The 14,831-nt window shown below is 73.0% G+C and carries 13 protein-coding genes and 1 pseudogene; 11 read left to right on the top strand and 3 right to left on the bottom strand.

The window, feature by feature from the left end; all coding sequences use genetic code 11:
• Positions 1 to 13 precede the first annotated feature (13 nt).
• From O7625_RS02075 to rsrA, 3 genes are all read left to right on the top strand, one after another.
• Positions 14 to 625: an alpha/beta family hydrolase gene (locus tag O7625_RS02075; protein ID WP_282343894.1), complete on the top strand. Its 612-nt coding sequence runs from the start codon at positions 14 to 16 to the stop codon at positions 623 to 625.
• A gap of 348 nt (positions 626 to 973) precedes the next feature.
• Complete coding sequence (locus O7625_RS02070) at positions 974 to 1,792, top strand: sigma-70 family RNA polymerase sigma factor (protein WP_089004164.1); 819 nt, start codon at positions 974 to 976, stop codon at positions 1,790 to 1,792.
• Position 1,793: 1 nt separating this feature from the next.
• Positions 1,794 to 2,081: a mycothiol system anti-sigma-R factor gene (rsrA, locus tag O7625_RS02065; RefSeq protein ID WP_067312082.1), complete on the top strand. Its 288-nt coding sequence runs from the start codon at positions 1,794 to 1,796 to the stop codon at positions 2,079 to 2,081.
• 99 nt (positions 2,082 to 2,180) lie between these two features.
• On the opposite strand, the gene O7625_RS02060 is transcribed toward rsrA, so the two are convergent.
• Positions 2,181 to 2,417: a hypothetical protein gene (locus O7625_RS02060; RefSeq protein ID WP_157517588.1), complete on the bottom strand. Its 237-nt coding sequence runs from the start codon at positions 2,415 to 2,417 to the stop codon at positions 2,181 to 2,183.
• A 126-nt stretch (positions 2,418 to 2,543) separates the two neighbouring features.
• Here O7625_RS02060 and O7625_RS02055 point away from each other — a divergent pair, with 126 nt between their 5' ends.
• Positions 2,544 to 2,759, top strand: coding sequence for a biotin/lipoyl-binding carrier protein (locus tag O7625_RS02055; protein ID WP_067312089.1), 216 nt, complete (start codon positions 2,544 to 2,546; stop codon positions 2,757 to 2,759).
• Positions 2,759 to 3,289, top strand: a complete 531-nt coding sequence (locus O7625_RS02050; RefSeq protein ID WP_282346779.1) for a GNAT family N-acetyltransferase — start codon at positions 2,759 to 2,761, stop codon at positions 3,287 to 3,289. Before O7625_RS02055 ends, O7625_RS02050 begins: the two co-directional genes overlap by 1 nt.
• Here the strand turns inward: O7625_RS02050 and O7625_RS02045 are convergent.
• Positions 3,243 to 3,892, bottom strand: a pseudogene (locus O7625_RS02045) (TetR/AcrR family transcriptional regulator); the annotation flags it as partial. The gene O7625_RS02050 and the pseudogene O7625_RS02045 sit on opposite strands and share 47 nt — an antisense overlap.
• 106 nt (positions 3,893 to 3,998) lie before the next feature.
• On the opposite strand from O7625_RS02045, the gene O7625_RS02040 reads away from it, so the two are divergent.
• Complete coding sequence (locus O7625_RS02040; protein WP_282343890.1) at positions 3,999 to 5,585, top strand: MDR family MFS transporter; 1,587 nt, start codon at positions 3,999 to 4,001, stop codon at positions 5,583 to 5,585.
• A 166-nt stretch (positions 5,586 to 5,751) separates the two neighbouring features.
• Here O7625_RS02040 and O7625_RS02035 read toward each other — a convergent pair whose 3' ends face one another.
• Positions 5,752 to 7,584, bottom strand: coding sequence for a tetratricopeptide repeat protein (locus tag O7625_RS02035; protein WP_282343888.1), 1,833 nt, complete (start codon positions 7,582 to 7,584; stop codon positions 5,752 to 5,754).
• Positions 7,585 to 7,772: 188 nt separating this feature from the next.
• Between O7625_RS02035 and O7625_RS02030 the strand changes: the two genes are divergently transcribed.
• From O7625_RS02030 to O7625_RS02010, 5 genes are all read left to right on the top strand, one after another.
• Positions 7,773 to 8,804, top strand: a complete 1,032-nt coding sequence (locus O7625_RS02030; RefSeq protein ID WP_282346778.1) for an SIS domain-containing protein — start codon at positions 7,773 to 7,775, stop codon at positions 8,802 to 8,804.
• A 49-nt stretch (positions 8,805 to 8,853) separates the two neighbouring features.
• Positions 8,854 to 10,377: a PAS domain-containing sensor histidine kinase gene (locus O7625_RS02025; protein ID WP_282343886.1), complete on the top strand. Its 1,524-nt coding sequence runs from the start codon at positions 8,854 to 8,856 to the stop codon at positions 10,375 to 10,377.
• Between the two features lie 261 nt (positions 10,378 to 10,638).
• Complete coding sequence (locus tag O7625_RS02020; RefSeq protein WP_282343884.1) at positions 10,639 to 12,291, top strand: glycosyltransferase family 2 protein; 1,653 nt, start codon at positions 10,639 to 10,641, stop codon at positions 12,289 to 12,291.
• Positions 12,288 to 13,283, top strand: coding sequence for a glycosyl hydrolase (locus O7625_RS02015; protein ID WP_282343882.1), 996 nt, complete (start codon positions 12,288 to 12,290; stop codon positions 13,281 to 13,283). Before O7625_RS02020 ends, O7625_RS02015 begins: the two co-directional genes overlap by 4 nt.
• Positions 13,280 to 14,815 carry a glycosyltransferase family 39 protein gene (locus O7625_RS02010; protein WP_282343880.1) on the top strand — a complete coding sequence of 512 codons (1,536 nt, stop codon included), beginning with the start codon at positions 13,280 to 13,282 and terminating at the stop codon, positions 14,813 to 14,815. The genes O7625_RS02015 and O7625_RS02010 overlap by 4 nt, the downstream gene beginning before the upstream one ends.
• The last annotated feature ends 16 nt before the right edge of the window (positions 14,816 to 14,831 follow it).

Raw genomic sequence — 14,831 nt, 5'->3', positions numbered from 1 at the left:
GCAGAATGACCGGGTGCCGCACCTCGCGCAGTTCGACACCCCCCGTGGCCCGGCCCGGATCGACACCGACCTGCCGGTGGGGCCACCGGTGTCCCTGCTCGTGCTCGGTCACGGGGCGGGCGGGTCGGTGGACGCGCCCGACCTGCTGGCCCTGCGGGACACCGCCTGCGCCGCCGGGGTGCTGGTGGCCCGGATGACCCAGCCCTACCGGGTGGCCGGTCGCCGGGCGCCGGCCCCCGCGCCGCACCTGGACGAGGCGTGGACGGCGGTCCTGACCGTGCTGCGCAACCGGCATCCGGACGTACCGCTGCTGGTCGGTGGGCGGTCCAGCGGTGCCCGGGTGGCCTGCCGGACGGCACGTACGGTGGGCGCGGTCGGGGTGGTCGCGCTGGCCTTCCCGCTGCACCCGCCCGGCCGCCCGGAGCGGTCCCGGGCCGACGAGTTGGCCACCGGGCTGCCGACGCTGGTCGTCAACGGCGACCGGGATCCGTTCGGGGTGCCCACCGCCGGTGGCCCGGTCGAGGTGGTGGTCCGCCGTGGCGAACGTCACGACCTGCGCCAGGATCCGAGCGGGGTGGCCGGCGCGGTGCTCGCCTGGCTGCGCGCCCGCCGGTGGGCGCGCTGACCGGTTCCGACCCCTGGGCGGGCCGGCCGGCCTCCGCACGCCGGGCGGCCGCGGCCAGCGCTGGGCCAGGGTCGGCCAGCGCTAAGCCAGGGTCGGCCGGTGCTGCGCCAGGGGTCGGCTGGCGCGCTGGCCACCCGTTTCCGCCCCGGCGGAGCCGTCGTTGCATCCGATGGTGTCGGCCTTCCGGTTCGGGGGGTCGGGACCGTCCCTCCCAGGCCCTTCCTGGTCCCAGCTCCCCGGTAGCCGACCGGTCGGGCCGGGACCAGGAGCGGGGGCCGGTGGAATGCCCGGCCCACGGACGGGCGTTACGACTCCCGGACGAGCAATCTGGCGAGGGGGGTGTGACCGGTGCCGACCGAGACACGGAGCCGGGAGCGTGACGAGCGGGGCGCGCGGCGGCTCAGACGGCTACTGGACGGCCCGGACTGGCCGGCGGTGGGGGACGGCGCCGCGGCGGTGAGCACCGGCACACCCGGCGGAACCGAAGCTGCGGACCGGTTCGTCCGCGTATCCTCGGCGGGACAGCATCCGACGCGAGGGGATGTGCGGTTGACCACCGAGAAGACGGACGAGCGCAGGGCCCGCTTCGAGCGGGACGCAATGCCCTTCGTCGATCAGCTCTACGCTGCCGGGCTGCGGATGACGCGGAACCCGGCCGACGCCGAGGATCTGGTCCAGGAGACGTACCTGAAGGCGTACGCCGCCTTCCACCAGTTCGAGCAGGGCACGAACCTGAAGGCCTGGCTCTACCGGATCCTGACCAACACCTACATCAACTCCTACCGCAAGCGGCAGCGCCAGCCCATCCAGGCGCCCACCGAGGAGATCACCGACTGGCAGCTCGCCGAGGCCGAGTCGCACACCTCCAGCGGGTTGCGGTCGGCGGAGACCGAGGCGCTGGACCGGCTGCCGGACAGCGACGTCAAGGACGCGCTCCAGCAGTTGCCGGAGGAGTTCCGCCTGGCGGTCTACCTCACCGACGTCGAGGGCTTCTCGTACAAGGAGGTCGCCGACATCATGGGCACGCCGATCGGCACCGTGATGTCGCGGCTGCACCGCGGACGTCGTAATCTGCGCAAGCTGCTTGAGCGGTACGCCGCCGAGCGCGGGTTCAGCGCCGCCCAGCCCGCGAAGGGCTCCACCGCCGCTGCCAGCCGGGAGGTGTGACGTGAGCTGTGGGAAGCCGCACGAGACGGACTGCCGGGAAGTGCTCGCCGAGGTCTACCTCTACCTGGACCTGGAGTGTGCCGAGGAGCGGCGCTCGCTGATCCGCTACCACCTGGACGAGTGCGGGCCGTGCCTGCGGGAGTACGGCATCGAGCAGGAGGTGCGGGCGTTGGTGGCGCGGTGCTGCGGCAACGAGACCGCCCCCGACCAGCTGCGGGAGCGGCTGCGGGTGCGCCTCACCGAGCTGGTGGTCTTCGAGGCCAGCGAGTCGCGCGAGCTCGCCGAGTAGGACACGTGACGACGGTGGCCCGGGTCGGTTCGACCCGGGCCACCGGCCTGTCCGGCTCCGGGCCGGACCTGGTGTCGCGACGGATGCCCGTCGGGAGACTCAGGAGTTGGGGCGCTTGCCGTGGTTCGCGCTGCTCTTCTTGCGGGCCTTCTTCTTGCGGGCCTTCTTCGCCATGCTGACCTCCTCGTGATCGGTCCGACCCCTGCCGCGGCGACCCTCGGCACCGGTGCCGCCGCCGGTCCGCCCGGCGTCGGGGTCCGACCCGATGATGCTAGTGCGACCGCCCCCTGCCACCGCGCCGGGGCGGCGACGGTACCCCGGTCGGTGCGCGGACACCGGTGGATCCGGTGCCGCGCTCACCGCGCCCGGGGCCGCACTCCGCTGTCGCGCTCCCTGCCCGTGCGGGGCCGGCACGTGATTGGATACCGACGCAGACACACCCGGTGGAGAGGGAGGGCCGTGATGGCCGAGGAGATCCGCGCCGAGATGGTGGCCAACGTGTGGAAGGTCGTGGCGTCGACCGGGGACAGCGTGTCGGAGGGGGACACGCTGGTGATCCTGGAGTCGATGAAGATGGAGATCCCGGTCCTCGCCGAGTCCGACGGCGTGGTCGAGCAGCTCGCGGTCAACGAGGGCGACGTGGTGCAGGACGGTGACCTGATCGCGGTGATCGGTTGATCCCCGGCGACCGGTCGGCCGGGTTGCTGGTCCGGCGGGCGGTGCCGGCCGAGTTCGCGGCGGTGGCCCGGCTGACCGTCGCCGCGTACGAGGCCGACGGCCAGCTCAAGGGCGAGAACGGCTACGGGGTGACGCTGGCCGACGTGGCGACCCGGGCGGCGGAGGGCGAGGTCCTGGTCGCCGTCGACCGGGCGACCGGGGTGGTGCTCGGCTCGGTCACCTTCGTGCTGCCCGGCAGCCCGTACGCGGAGTTGTCCGCGCCGGGCGAGGCGGAGTTCCGGATGCTGGCGGTGGACCCGGCCGCCCAGGGGCGGGGTGCGGGTGTGGCGCTGGTCCGGGCCTGCCTGTCCCGGGCCGCCGCACAGGGCTGCTCGGCGGTGGTCATCTGCGTCCGCAGCGGGCTCGCCGAGGCCGCCCACCGGTTGTACGCGGGGCTCGGCTTCGTCCGCACCCCGGCCCGGGACTGGTCGCCGCTGCCGGGCGTCGACCTGCTCGCCCTGCGCTACGACCTGACCGGCGGGTCGGCCTGACCGGCGGGCCGGGGCGCGCCGGCCGGTGCCGGTCTAGTCGTCGAAGCCGGCCAGCAGCTCGTCGGCCACCTCAAGGGCGATCGCCTTGCGTTCGTCGTCGGAGATGTCCGGATTCCGGACGGCGAACCAGCTGCTGTGCACGGCGAACAGGAGCAGGGCGGCCCGGATCTGGGCGCGGGGCGAGTCGTCGCCGAGGCAGATGGCGTCGGCCAGCCGGTACATCCGTTCCCGCATCTGCTGGCCGGCGGTGAGGCTCTTGAGCACCGTCTGGTTCTGCTCGAAGAAGCGCATCACCGGGGGCTGCCCGGCGGCGAACATCGTGTCGGCGTACTGGCTGACCAGGGCACGTCGGGTGGCCCGGGTGGCCGGTTGCCCGTGCGCCCAGTCGATCAGCTCGTCCATCCGGTGCAGCCGGTCCTCGACGTAGCTGTTGACGATCTCCTCTTTGCTCTTGAAGTGGTAGTAGAGGGCGGCCTTGGTCACGCCGAGCCGTTCGGCGATCTCCCGCAGCGAGGTCTTCTCGTAGCCCTGCTCGGTGAAGAGCTCCAGTGCGACGGCCTGGATGCGCTCCCGTGTGCCGCCTGTGCTCTGACTCACCTGCACCACCCAACTCACTTGACGGGCCACTGCTGCCCAACTTACCGTGCGGCTAGTAAGGTGACTAGCCGGGCGGCAAGTAAGTGCGACAGATCTCCGGGGGAGCTTACCCATGACTCAGGAAACTCAGGCGACGGCGAAACCCAACATCAGGGTGGTGCTGTTCGGTCTGATGATCGCGATGATGCTCGCGATGCTCGACAACATGATCGTCAGCACGGCGCTGCCGCGGATCGTCAGCGAGTTCGGCGGCGTCAACCACTTCACCTGGGTGGTCACCGCGTACGTGCTGGGCACCACGGTCTCCACCCCGATCTGGGGCAAGCTGGGCGACCTGTACGGCCGCAAGGCGGTCTTCCTGACCTCGGTGGTCATCTTCCTGATCGGGTCGATGCTCTGCGGGATGTCCGGTTCGGAGCTGCTGGGCGGCACCGGCAACGGGATGGTCGAGCTGATCGCGTTCCGCGCCCTCCAGGGCCTCGGCGCGGGTGGCCTGATGGTCGGCGTGATGGCGATCATCGGCGACCTGGTGCCACCCCGGGAGCGGGGGCGTTACCAGGGCATGATCGCCGGGATCATGGCGGTCGCCATGGTGGCCGGCCCGCTGGTCGGTGGCTTCATCACCGACAACCTCTCCTGGCGCTGGGCGTTCTACGTCAACCTGCCGCTCGGCGGCCTGGCGCTGCTGATCCTGGCCACCACCATGCACCTGCCGAAGTACCGGACCGAGCACAAGATCGACTGGCTGGGTGCGGCCTTGCTCTCCGTCGGCATCACCGCCATCGTGCTGGTCACCACCTGGGGCGGCAACGAGTACGACTGGACCTCCCCGCAGATCCTCGGGCTCGCCGTGCTGGCGGTGGTCAGCCTGATCGTCTTCGGCCTGGTCGAGCGGCGGGTCGTCGAGCCGATCCTGCCGCTGGGCCTGTTCGCCAACCGCAACTTCACGCTGATCTCGGCGATCGCCTTCCTGCTCGGCTTCGCGATGTTCGGCGCGATGAACTTCCTGCCGCTCTACCAGCAGACCGTGCAGGGAGCGTCGGCCACCAACAGCGGCCTGCTCCTGCTCCCGCTGATGTTCGGGATGCTGGTGGTCTCCCTGGTGGTCGGCCGGGCCATCACCAAGACCGGTCGCTACCGGATGTACCCGATCGCCGGCGGCGTGCTGATGGCCGCCGGGATGGCGCTGCTGTCCCGGCTGGAGGTCGACACCGGCAAGGTCGAGACGTCGCTGTACATGCTGGTCCTCGGGGCCGGCATGGGTTTCCTGATGCAGACCTCGATGCTGATCGCGCAGAACAGCGTGGAGCAGAAGGACCTCGGCGCGGCCAGTGGCGCGGCCACCTTCTTCCGGTCGATCGGTGGCTCGTTCGGCATCTCGCTGTTCGGCGCCATCTTCGCCAACCGGCTCGCCGGCTCGACCGCCGGCGGCGCCTTCGGTGGCGGCACCGGCGAGGGCCGGGGGCTGGATCTGGAGAAGCTCGGGGAGCTGCCGGCGCAGGCCCGCGCGGCGGTGCTCGGTGGCCTCTCCGACGCCATCTCACACGTCTTCTTCTGGGCGATGATCATCACGATCGCGGTGCCGGTGCTCGCCTGGTTCATCAGGGAGATCCCGCTCCGTACGGCGAACGACGTCCCGGCGGCGGACGCCACGCCCGAGGAGCAGGCCGAGGTCGCCCTCGGTAAGGCCCCGGTCTGACCGACCCACCCCACCGACCCGTCCGTCGCGGCCGGTCCGCTCCCAGCCGGGGGTGGACCGGCCGCGCGCCGTTCCCGACCCCACCCACTCCATGATCGACTCGCCTGGGCCGAGGTGGCGGCGTTCCGGCGCGGCGGAAACCGCTACCTCGCCTCCCGAGAGCGGATCATGCGGCGCGGCGACGGCGCAGCACGGCGGTGAGGCGACGCCAGGCGCGGGCCAGCCGACCGGGTCGGCCGGTCCGGGCCGGGGCGACGAGCAGCCGGTGGGCCAGCGCGGTGGTGGTCGGATCCACGGCCGGGGTGGCCAGCGCCAGGTGGGCCAGGGAGACGGCGATCGGCACCGGCCGGCCCTGCGCGACGGCCGCCACGTCGGCGAGGCGCTCGGCCACCAGCCCGGCCACGTCGGCGCGTACCTCCGGGTCCACCCAGGCGGCGGTGACCAGCGCGAACAGCGCCGCCTCGGTGATCCAGTCCTCGACGCCCCAGATCAGTTCGACCAGCACCCGGCGGCGGGTCGAGCTGGCCCACGCCTCGTCGGTGCGGTGGTGCAGCAGGCCGAGGCAGGCCCAGACCTGCACGCAGCGCACCCAGAGCGACGGATCCTGGCCGGTGAGCACCCGGCCCAGCGCGGTGGGCGGCGCCTCGGGCGGGTGCACCAGCAGGCCCAGCAGGTCGGCCAGCTCCAGGGTGGCCAGCCCGACCGCCGCGTCGTACGCGGCCGGCGGGTGTGGCCACGCCGGGTGGGCGAGCTGGCGTACCCGATCGGCGGCGGCGGTGGACGGGGTCGGCAGGGTCGGCGCGGCGGTGGTGCCGTCGTAGCGCCAGAGCCGGCACTCGGTGGCCCGGCGCGGCTCCCGCGGATCCGGGTCGGCGACCCCGGTCACCTCGACGTAGAGGCCGGGCACGGCGGCGGTGACGGTCCGCATCGCGCTCGGCGGCTCCAGCGTGTCGAGGTGGACCGCCGCGTCGGGGAGGCCGTCGGCGGCGAGCGCCCGGCGCAGCGCGTCGACCATCGCGCCGGTGGCCGGGGTGACCTGCCCCAGCCAGGGTCGGCTTCGGCAGGATTCGGCGAGGTCGGTGTGCTCGTGGCTGTCGTCGGGGTGGTCCCGGGTGAAGTCGGCCAGGGCGACCAGGTGGTCGACGTCGCCGTCGCGCAGGAAGCGCAGCCGGTGCGCGGTGTGCACCGCGCAGTCGAAGGTCGGGTCGCGGGCCAGCGCCCGGTCGATCCAGTCGAGGGCCTGGTCGAGCCGGCCGTGGTCGGCCAGGGTGCCGGCGATGTCCGCGTAGACGGCGAGGTCGTCGGGGTCGTGCCCGACGGCCCGTTCCAGCGCGGCCAGGGCCTCCCGGGTCCGGCCGGCGCTGCGGTACGCGTACCCGAGCCAGACCTCGCCGAGCTTGGACGGCGCGAGGCGTACCCCCCGGCTGGCCCAGGTGACCGCCAGGGTGACCTCGCCGAGCCGCCGGGCCAGCGCGGACGCCGCGCCGAGCAGGAGGGCGTGCCGGGGGTACGCGGCGACCGCGTGCCGGGCGAGGGTGAGGTAGGGCTGTAGCGGCGCCCGCCCGATCCGGGGCACCGGGTCCGGCGCGGCGGCGCAGACCTGCATCAGGATCCGGGCGCACCGGTCCGGATCGAGCCGGCCGGCGAGCTCGGGATCGGTCACCCAGGGCACTGCGGCCCAGTCGACGCCGGGCGCGTGACCGGTGGCGGCGACCAGCAGGTCGAGCCCTTCGGCCGGGCGGCCGGCGGCGGCGAGCAGGTGGGCGCGGGCGACCACGGCCCCGACGTGTGCGCGCTGGCCGAGCGGGAAGAGGTCGAGGTCCCCGCCGGAGGCGGCGGCGATCCGGGTGAGCGTCTCGTGCGTGTCGGGCAGGGTCGGTGCCAGCACCAGCGCGGCGGCGAGGTGGTCGGCGGCGTGGGTCAGGTCGCCCTCGTCGAGGGCGAGCCGGGCGAGGGCGAGTTCCTCCGCCGCGGTCAGCGCGGGTGGCTCCTCCGACACGTCGGCCTCTCGCTCGCAGGGGGTTGCCAGGGCTGGGCAAGCGTAGGGGATGCCGGCAACATGTGTGGATCTTCTGCGCGTTACTGCTCACATGGATGGTAAGGGCGACTGGATCGTGCAAGAATGAACATGAATTGCGCGTCGATCGCGCAGCGAGAGGAGTCCCCGTGACACAGCCAGGGGCCGGGATGGCCGCCGACATCGACGAGCAGCCGGCCGGTTACGCCCGCCTGCTCTCCGCCGGGCACGCCGGGGAGATCGCCCGGGTCGCGGCGGCCGTCGCGCGCCGCCGCCCCCGGCACGTGGTGTTCACCGCCCGGGGCACCTCGGACCACGCCGCCCTCTACGGGGCGTACCTCACCGAGATCCGGCTCGGGCTGCCCGCCGGCCTCGCCTCGCCCAGCGCGGTCACCGTCTACGGCGCCCGCCCCGACCTGTCCGGGGCGCTGGTGGTCGGGGTCAGCCAGAGCGGCGGCTCACCCGACCTCACCGAGGTGCTGCGCACCGCCCGCGAGGCCGGGGCGCTCACCCTGGCGGTCACCAACGCCCCCGACTCGCCGCTGGCCCGGGCCGCCGAGCTGAGCGTGGACATCGCCGCCGGGCACGAGCGGGCGGTCGCCGCGACCAAGACGTACACCGCCGAGCTGCTCGCCCTGCTGCTGCTGGTGGAGGGGATCCGGGCCGGCGACGGCGTGCTGCCGGCCGACCAGCGGGCCGCCCTGGAGCGCCTGCCCGAGCTGGCCGAGCGGACCCTCGCCGACCCCACCCCGACCCAGCTCGCCCCGCGCTACCGGTTCGCCGGTCAGCTCGTCACCACCGGCCGGGGGTACGCCTACCCGACCGCCCGGGAGGCGGCGCTGAAGCTGATGGAGACCTCCTACCTGCCGGCGCTCGCCTTCTCCGGCGCCGACCTGCTGCACGGTCCGCTGGCGATGACCGACCCGGACGTTCCGGTGCTGGCCGTGGTCGGCTCCGGCCCCGGCGGCCGGTCCATGGGCGAGGTGCTGCCCCGACTCGGCGAGCGGCGGGCCGACGTGGTGGTGGTCGGCTCGGCCGAGGTCGAGGGGGCCACCCGGATGGCGGTGCCCGAGGTCGACGAGCGGTACGCCCCGCTGCTGGACATCCTGCCCCTGCAGCGCCTCGCGCTGGCCCTGGCGCTGGCCCGGGGCGAGGACCCGGACGCCCCACGCGGCCTGAAGAAGGTCACCGCGACGATGTGACCGGTCGGCCAGCGGGACGGGACACCGGCGGCCGTGGCACGCTGTGTCCGTGTCCACGCTGCGCGACCTCGCCGAGGAGCACACCAAGCTCCGCCCGGCCGACATCGACCACCTGCACCGGATCGCCGGCGACTGGCAGTTGCTGTCCGACCTGTCCTTTGCCGACCTGCTGCTGTGGGTGCCGGTGGACGACGACGGCACGTTCCTCTGCGTCGCCCAGGTCCGCCCGACGACCGCGCCGACGGCCTACCTGGACGACCAGGTGGGGCGGATCGTGGGCGGGCCGGAGGTGGCCCACCTGGAGGTGGCGTACCGGCAGGGCCGGATCTGGCGGGAGGGCGACCCGGTCTGGTACGGCGACGTGCCGGCCCGGCACGAGGCGATCCCGGTCCGGCTGCGCACCGCCGAGGGGGAGGCCGGCGAGGTGATCGCGGTGGTCGGCCGGGACACCAACCTGTCCACCGCCCGCACCCCCAGCCAGCTGGAGCTGAACTACCTCACCACCGCCGACGACCTGGCCCAGATGATCGCCGACGGCACCTTCCCGCCGCCCCGGCACCCGGGCGAGACCACGTCCGCGCCCCGGGTCGGCGACGGGCTGGTCCGGCTCGACGCGGGCGGCAAGGTCACCTACGCCAGCCCGAACGCGCAGTCGGCGTACCGCCGGTTGGGTTACGCCTCCCACCTGGTGGGCGAGGATCTGGCCAAGCTGCACCGCCGGCTGGCCAGCGATCCGCTGGACGGCACCGAGGCGGCCAACGGCATCCTCGCCGCGCTGCGCGGCGAGGGGCCGCCGCGCCGGGAGATCGACGCCCGGGGGGCGACCATGCTCACCCGTGCCCTGCCGCTGATGCCCGCCGGGGTGCCGATCGGCGCGCTGGTCCTGGTCCGCGACATCACCGAGGTACGCCGCCGCGACCGGGCCCTGATCACCAAGGACGCCACCATCCGGGAGATCCACCACCGGGTGAAGAACAACCTGCAGACCGTCGCCGCGCTGCTGCGCCTGCAGGCCCGCCGGGTGTCGATGCCGGAGGCCCGGGTCGCCCTGGAGGAGTCGGTACGCCGGGTCGCCTCCATCGCCCTGGTGCACGAGACGCTCTCCATGTCCAGCGACGAGGCGGTCGAGTTCGACGGGATCGTCGACCGGGTGGCGAGCGCGGCGACCGAGGTGGCCGCGACCGAGGTGAGCGTCGGGATGCGCCGGACCGGCAGTTTCGGGGTGCTGCCCGCCGAGATCGCCACCTCGCTGGTGATGGTGCTCAACGAGCTGCTGCTCAACGCGGTCGAGCACGGCTTCCCACCGGTCGAGGAGGGCGGCGAGGCGGCCGAGCCGGACGTCCGGCCGGAGGTGGTCGTCTCGGCGCACCGGCAGCGCAAGCAGTTGCACGTCTCGGTGACCGACAACGGGCGCGGGCTGCCGGCCGAGTTCGACGCCGACCGGGGCGGGCGGCTCGGGCTCCAGATCGTCCGGGCGCTGGTCACCGGGGAGCTGCGCGGCAGCATCGAGCTGCGCCCCGGTCCGACCGGCGGCACCGAGGCGGTGCTGGTGCTCCCGCTGGCCAAGGTCTGAGCCGGGCCGCCCGACGGCCCGGTTGCCCGCCGGTGACGCCGGGATGAAGGTGAGTGGACTGACGTGCGATCTGCGGTCCGATACGCCTTTCAGGCGATTCGCGGGCATTGACACCATGCGGCCGACTGAATAGTTTTCTAGCTTCACCACCAAGCAGACACGGCCAGTTCACCGTGCCCGGCTTCCCTGGACGCGTCCGGCGACATCCCGCTCGCCCTGTCAGGGGAGTGCCTGCGGCCGGCGGACGGGGGAGACGAAGCGATGACCTCACCGCCTGCGGTCGATCCGGCCGCGGTGCTGTCGCCGACCGCGGAGTTCCGGGTTCCGCGCCAGGTCTCGAAGTGGACCCCCCGCAAACCCTCCGACGCGACGCACCGGCCCGCGTACGCCCCGGTGCCGCTGCCGCCGACCGACGCCGAGCTGGTCTCCTACCGCAAGCGGCGGCTGGCCGCGCTGATGGTGCCGTCGCTGGTCAGCTTCGGTTGCCTGATCACCAGCCAGCTGCTCTTCGTCCGGCTCACCCCGTGGCTCTGGCTGCTCGCCCCGCTGCTGTTCTTCACCATCGCCTACTACCTCGTCTCGCTGGCGGTCAACCTCTTCACCCCGGGCTTCGACCTGGCCCGCCACCAGGAGCTGGTCCGTACCTGGCGACCGGCCCGCTACCCGAGCGTCGACGTCTTCCTGCCGGTCTGCGGTGAGCCCGCGCACGTGCTGCGCAACACCTGGGAGCACGTCCGGGCGATGGGCCGCCACTACCGGGGCGAGGTGACCGTCTACGTGCTCGACGACTCGCCCAACGAGGCGATGGAACGGATGGCGCTCGCCTTCGGCTTCGTCTACCAGCGGCGACCCAACCGGGGCTGGTTCAAGAAGGCCGGCAACATGCGGTACGCCTTCGAACGCACCATGAGCGACTTCATCCTGGTGCTGGACGCCGACTTCGTCCCCCGTGCGGACATGCTCGACCAGATGCTGCCCTGGTTCGACGCCGAGCCGCAGGCGGGCATCGTGCAGTCGCCGCAGTACTTCCGGGTGCACCTGGGGCAGACCTGGGTGGAGCGCGGGGCCGGCGCGGTGCAGGAGCTGTTCTACCGGTCGGTGCAGGTGTCCCGGCAGGCCCACGACTCGGCGATCTGTGTGGGCAGCTGCGCCGTCTACCGCCGCGACGCGCTGTTCTCCATCGGCGGGTCCACCCTGATCGAGCACTCCGAGGACGTGCACACCGGCTTCGACCTGCGGATGAAGGGGTGGAACCTGCGCTACGTCCCGGTCGTGCTGGCCGCCGGGTTGTGCCCGTCGGACGTGGACTCGTTCTTCACCCAGCAGTACCGCTGGTGCGCCGGCTCGATGAGCCTGCTCGGGTCGCGGAAGTTCTGGTCGACGAAGCTGCGGCTGCGGGCCCGGCTCAGCTACGTCTCCGGGTTCTGCTACTACCTGCACACCGGGCTGTTCACCTTCGTCGCGCCGGTCATCCCGGTGCTGATGCTGACCGCGTTCGCGCATCAGATCGCGCTCGCCAACTACCTGCTGATCCTGCCCAGCGTGGTCTACAACATGGTCATCTTCCCGCTCTGGCACCGCAGCCGCTACCGCCTGGAGAGCTGGACGGTCAAGATGATCTACGGCTGGGCGCACGCCTTCGCCATCATCGACATCGTCCGGGGCCGGCGGATGGGCTGGCAGCCCACCGGCGGCACCGCCAAGAAGAGCAAGACCCGGCGGCTGTGGACCGGCATGACGGTCTGGACCGCCGGCACCGGGCTGGTCTGGGCCGGCGTCGCCGGCTGGCGGATGCTCGTCGAACCGGAACCGTGGATCTTCGTACCGGCCCTGCTCAGCGCCGTGTTCTACCTGGCCGTCGTCGGGCAGGCGCTGCTGGTCGACCCGGCACGCGACGTCGAGGTCGTGCGGTGAGGACGAAATACCTGGTCACCTTCCTGCTGGTGCTCGCGCTGGCCTTCACCGAGTTCGCCGTGCTGCGCCGGGTCGACATCACCGTCGCCGGGTCGGTCGGCGGACCGGGCGGGGCCGCCGCCGAGGAGCCGGTCCCGGCGTACGACGTCACCGCGCTGAAGGCGCCGAAGGGCAGGTACCTCGGCGTCACCGTGGCCGGCGGCGCGGAGATGGAGCTGGTCCGCAAGTTCGCCGCGGAGACCGGCAAGCCCCCGAACCTGGTGGCGATCTTCGAGAGCTTCGACGACAGGTTCGCCGCCAGCGAGGTCCGCGAGCTGCACCAGTACGGCGCGCTGGCGGTGATCCGCTGGGAGCCGTACGACGTGCCGCTGCGGGACATCGCCGCCGGTAAGCACGACGCGTACGTCAAGGAGTTCGCCGCCGCCGTCCGCACCCTCAACCTGCCGATCGCCCTCACCTTCGCCCACGAGATGAACGGGCACTGGTACTCCTGGGGGACGAAGCAGACCAGGGCCGCCGAGTACGTCGCCGCCTGGCGGCACCTGCACGACATCTTCACCCAGCAGGGCGCCACCAACGTGATCTGGACCTGGACCCCGAACGTCGTCAACTACCTGCGCAAGGTCAGCATCAGGGCGCTCTACCCCGGGGACGCCTACGTCGACTGGGTGGGCATGGACGGCTACTACACCAACCGGGGGCCCAAGACGTTCCAGGACCTCTTCGTCCCGACGATCACCCAGATCCGCACCTTCACCCGGCGTCCGCTGCTGATCGTGGAGACCGGGGCCGAACCGGGCAGCCGGCGACCCGCCCAGATCACCGACCTGCTCACCAACGTGGCCCGGCGCAAGGACCTGCTGGGGGTGGCGTACTTCAACATCAACGGCTCCGGGAAGTGGAACATCGACCGGGACGACGCGGCGCTGCGCGCGTTCCGCCGCTCCGCCGCGAAGGACACCTTCGGGTTCGACATCCGGACCGCGAAGTGACCGCGCCGACGATCCAGTGGACCGGGCGGGCCGACCCGGCGGAGGTCACCGGCCGGGCGGCGCCGGTGCGGGCCGGGGGCCGGGGCGGCTGGTGGGCGCTGCTGCCGACCGTCGTCGCGCTCGGCCTGGGCTGGTGGCGGCTGGACGCCCGGGACCTGTGGAACGACGAGCTGGTCACCTGGCACGTCACGTCGCTGTCGGTCGAGCAGTTCCGGATGCTGGTCGGCAACATCGACCTGGTGCACGCCGGCTACTACCTGGTCATGTCGGCGCTGACCACGGTGACCGGGGACTCGACGACCGCCCTGCGGCTGCCCTCGGTGCTCGCGGTCGGGCTCACCGCCGGGCTGGTCACCCTGATCGGCCGGCGGCTCTTCGACACCCCGGTCGGGGTGCTGGCCGGGCTGGTCCTCGCCCTGCTGCCCACCGTCTCCCGGTACGCCCAGGAGGCCCGGTCGTACGCGCTGGTCACCCTGGCGGCGGTGGCGGCCACCTGGCTCTTCCTACGCGCGGTGGACCGGCCGACCCGGGGCCGCTGGTGGGCGTACGGCGTGCTGCTGGTGCTGGTCGGCTGGCTGCACTTCGTCGCGTTGCTGGTGCTGCCCGCGCACCTGTTCCACCTGTGGCGGTCGGTGCGCGGCGAGGAACCGCGCTGGCGGTGGGCGGCGTCCACCGCGATCGCCGGGCTGTTCGTCCTGCCGGTGCTGATCCTCGGCAGCCGGCAGTCCGGGCAGATCTCCTGGGTGGAGAACGACGCCGACGCCGTGCTCCGCTTCCTGGCCAACCTGACCGGCACCACTGCCGTGCTGGCGCTGGTCGCGGCGCTCGCCGTGCTCGCGGTGGCGGTGGCCGGGGCCGACCGGCGGGCCACGGTGCTGATGCTGCTGGTCTGGGCGGTGCTGCCCCCGGTCGCGGGCTACCTGACCTACAGCGTGGTGCACCTCTTCCTGGCCCGGTACTTCCTGTTCACCGCCCCGGCCTGGGCGCTGCTCGCGGCGTTCGCGGTCTGCCGCACCGCGCGGCTGGCCACCCGGGATTGGTTGCCGGCCGCCTGGCTGGCCGGGGCGCTGGTGCTGCTGCCGGTGCTGGCCTGGCAGACCCTGCCGGCCCAGGAGCGGGTGCGGTCCAACGAGGCCGACGGGCAGCCCCACTACCTCGACGCGGTGCGCTACCTGGGTAAACAGGTCAAGCCGGGCGACGGGGTGGCGTACAACGACGGGTTCGGCGGCTCCAGTGACGTGGCCCGCAAGGCCACCGACTACGGCCTGCGCGACCAGGCGCGTCCCCGGGACGTCTTCGTGGCCGTGCCGGCCCGGCAGACCGGTTGGCTGACCGCCCGCGAGTGCCGGGAACCGCTGCCCTGCCTCGGCGACACCAGGCGGATCTGGCTGGTGGAGACCGGGCACCTCGACGACCCGCTGGCCGGTCTGCCGCCGGCCCGGGAGGCGCTGCTGCGGCAGCGTTTCCTGATCCGGCACGTCGAGCGGTTCGACCGGGTCCGGGTGGTCCTGCTGGAGCGCAAACCGGCCTGACCGGCAACGGCGCCGG

It is taken from the genome of Micromonospora sp. WMMD714, from assembly GCF_029581315.1.
GTDB classification, from domain to species: Bacteria; Actinomycetota; Actinomycetes; order Mycobacteriales; family Micromonosporaceae; genus Micromonospora; species Micromonospora rifamycinica.
Note: the sequence above shows the minus strand (reverse complement) of the source record. Positions and strands in the feature narration are given on the sequence as shown.

Bases quoted from the DNA above. Each gene is read 5' to 3' on its own strand.
- O7625_RS02055 (WP_067312089.1), top strand. From the start codon at position 2,544: ATGGCCGAGGAGATCCGCGCCGAGATGGTGGCCAACGTGTGGAAGGTC.
- O7625_RS02040 (WP_282343890.1), top strand. From the start codon at position 3,999: ATGACTCAGGAAACTCAGGCGACGGCGAAACCCAACATCAGGGTGGTG.
- O7625_RS02030 (WP_282346778.1), top strand. From the start codon at position 7,773: ATGGCCGCCGACATCGACGAGCAGCCGGCCGGTTACGCCCGCCTGCTC.
- O7625_RS02020 (WP_282343884.1), top strand. From the start codon at position 10,639: ATGACCTCACCGCCTGCGGTCGATCCGGCCGCGGTGCTGTCGCCGACC.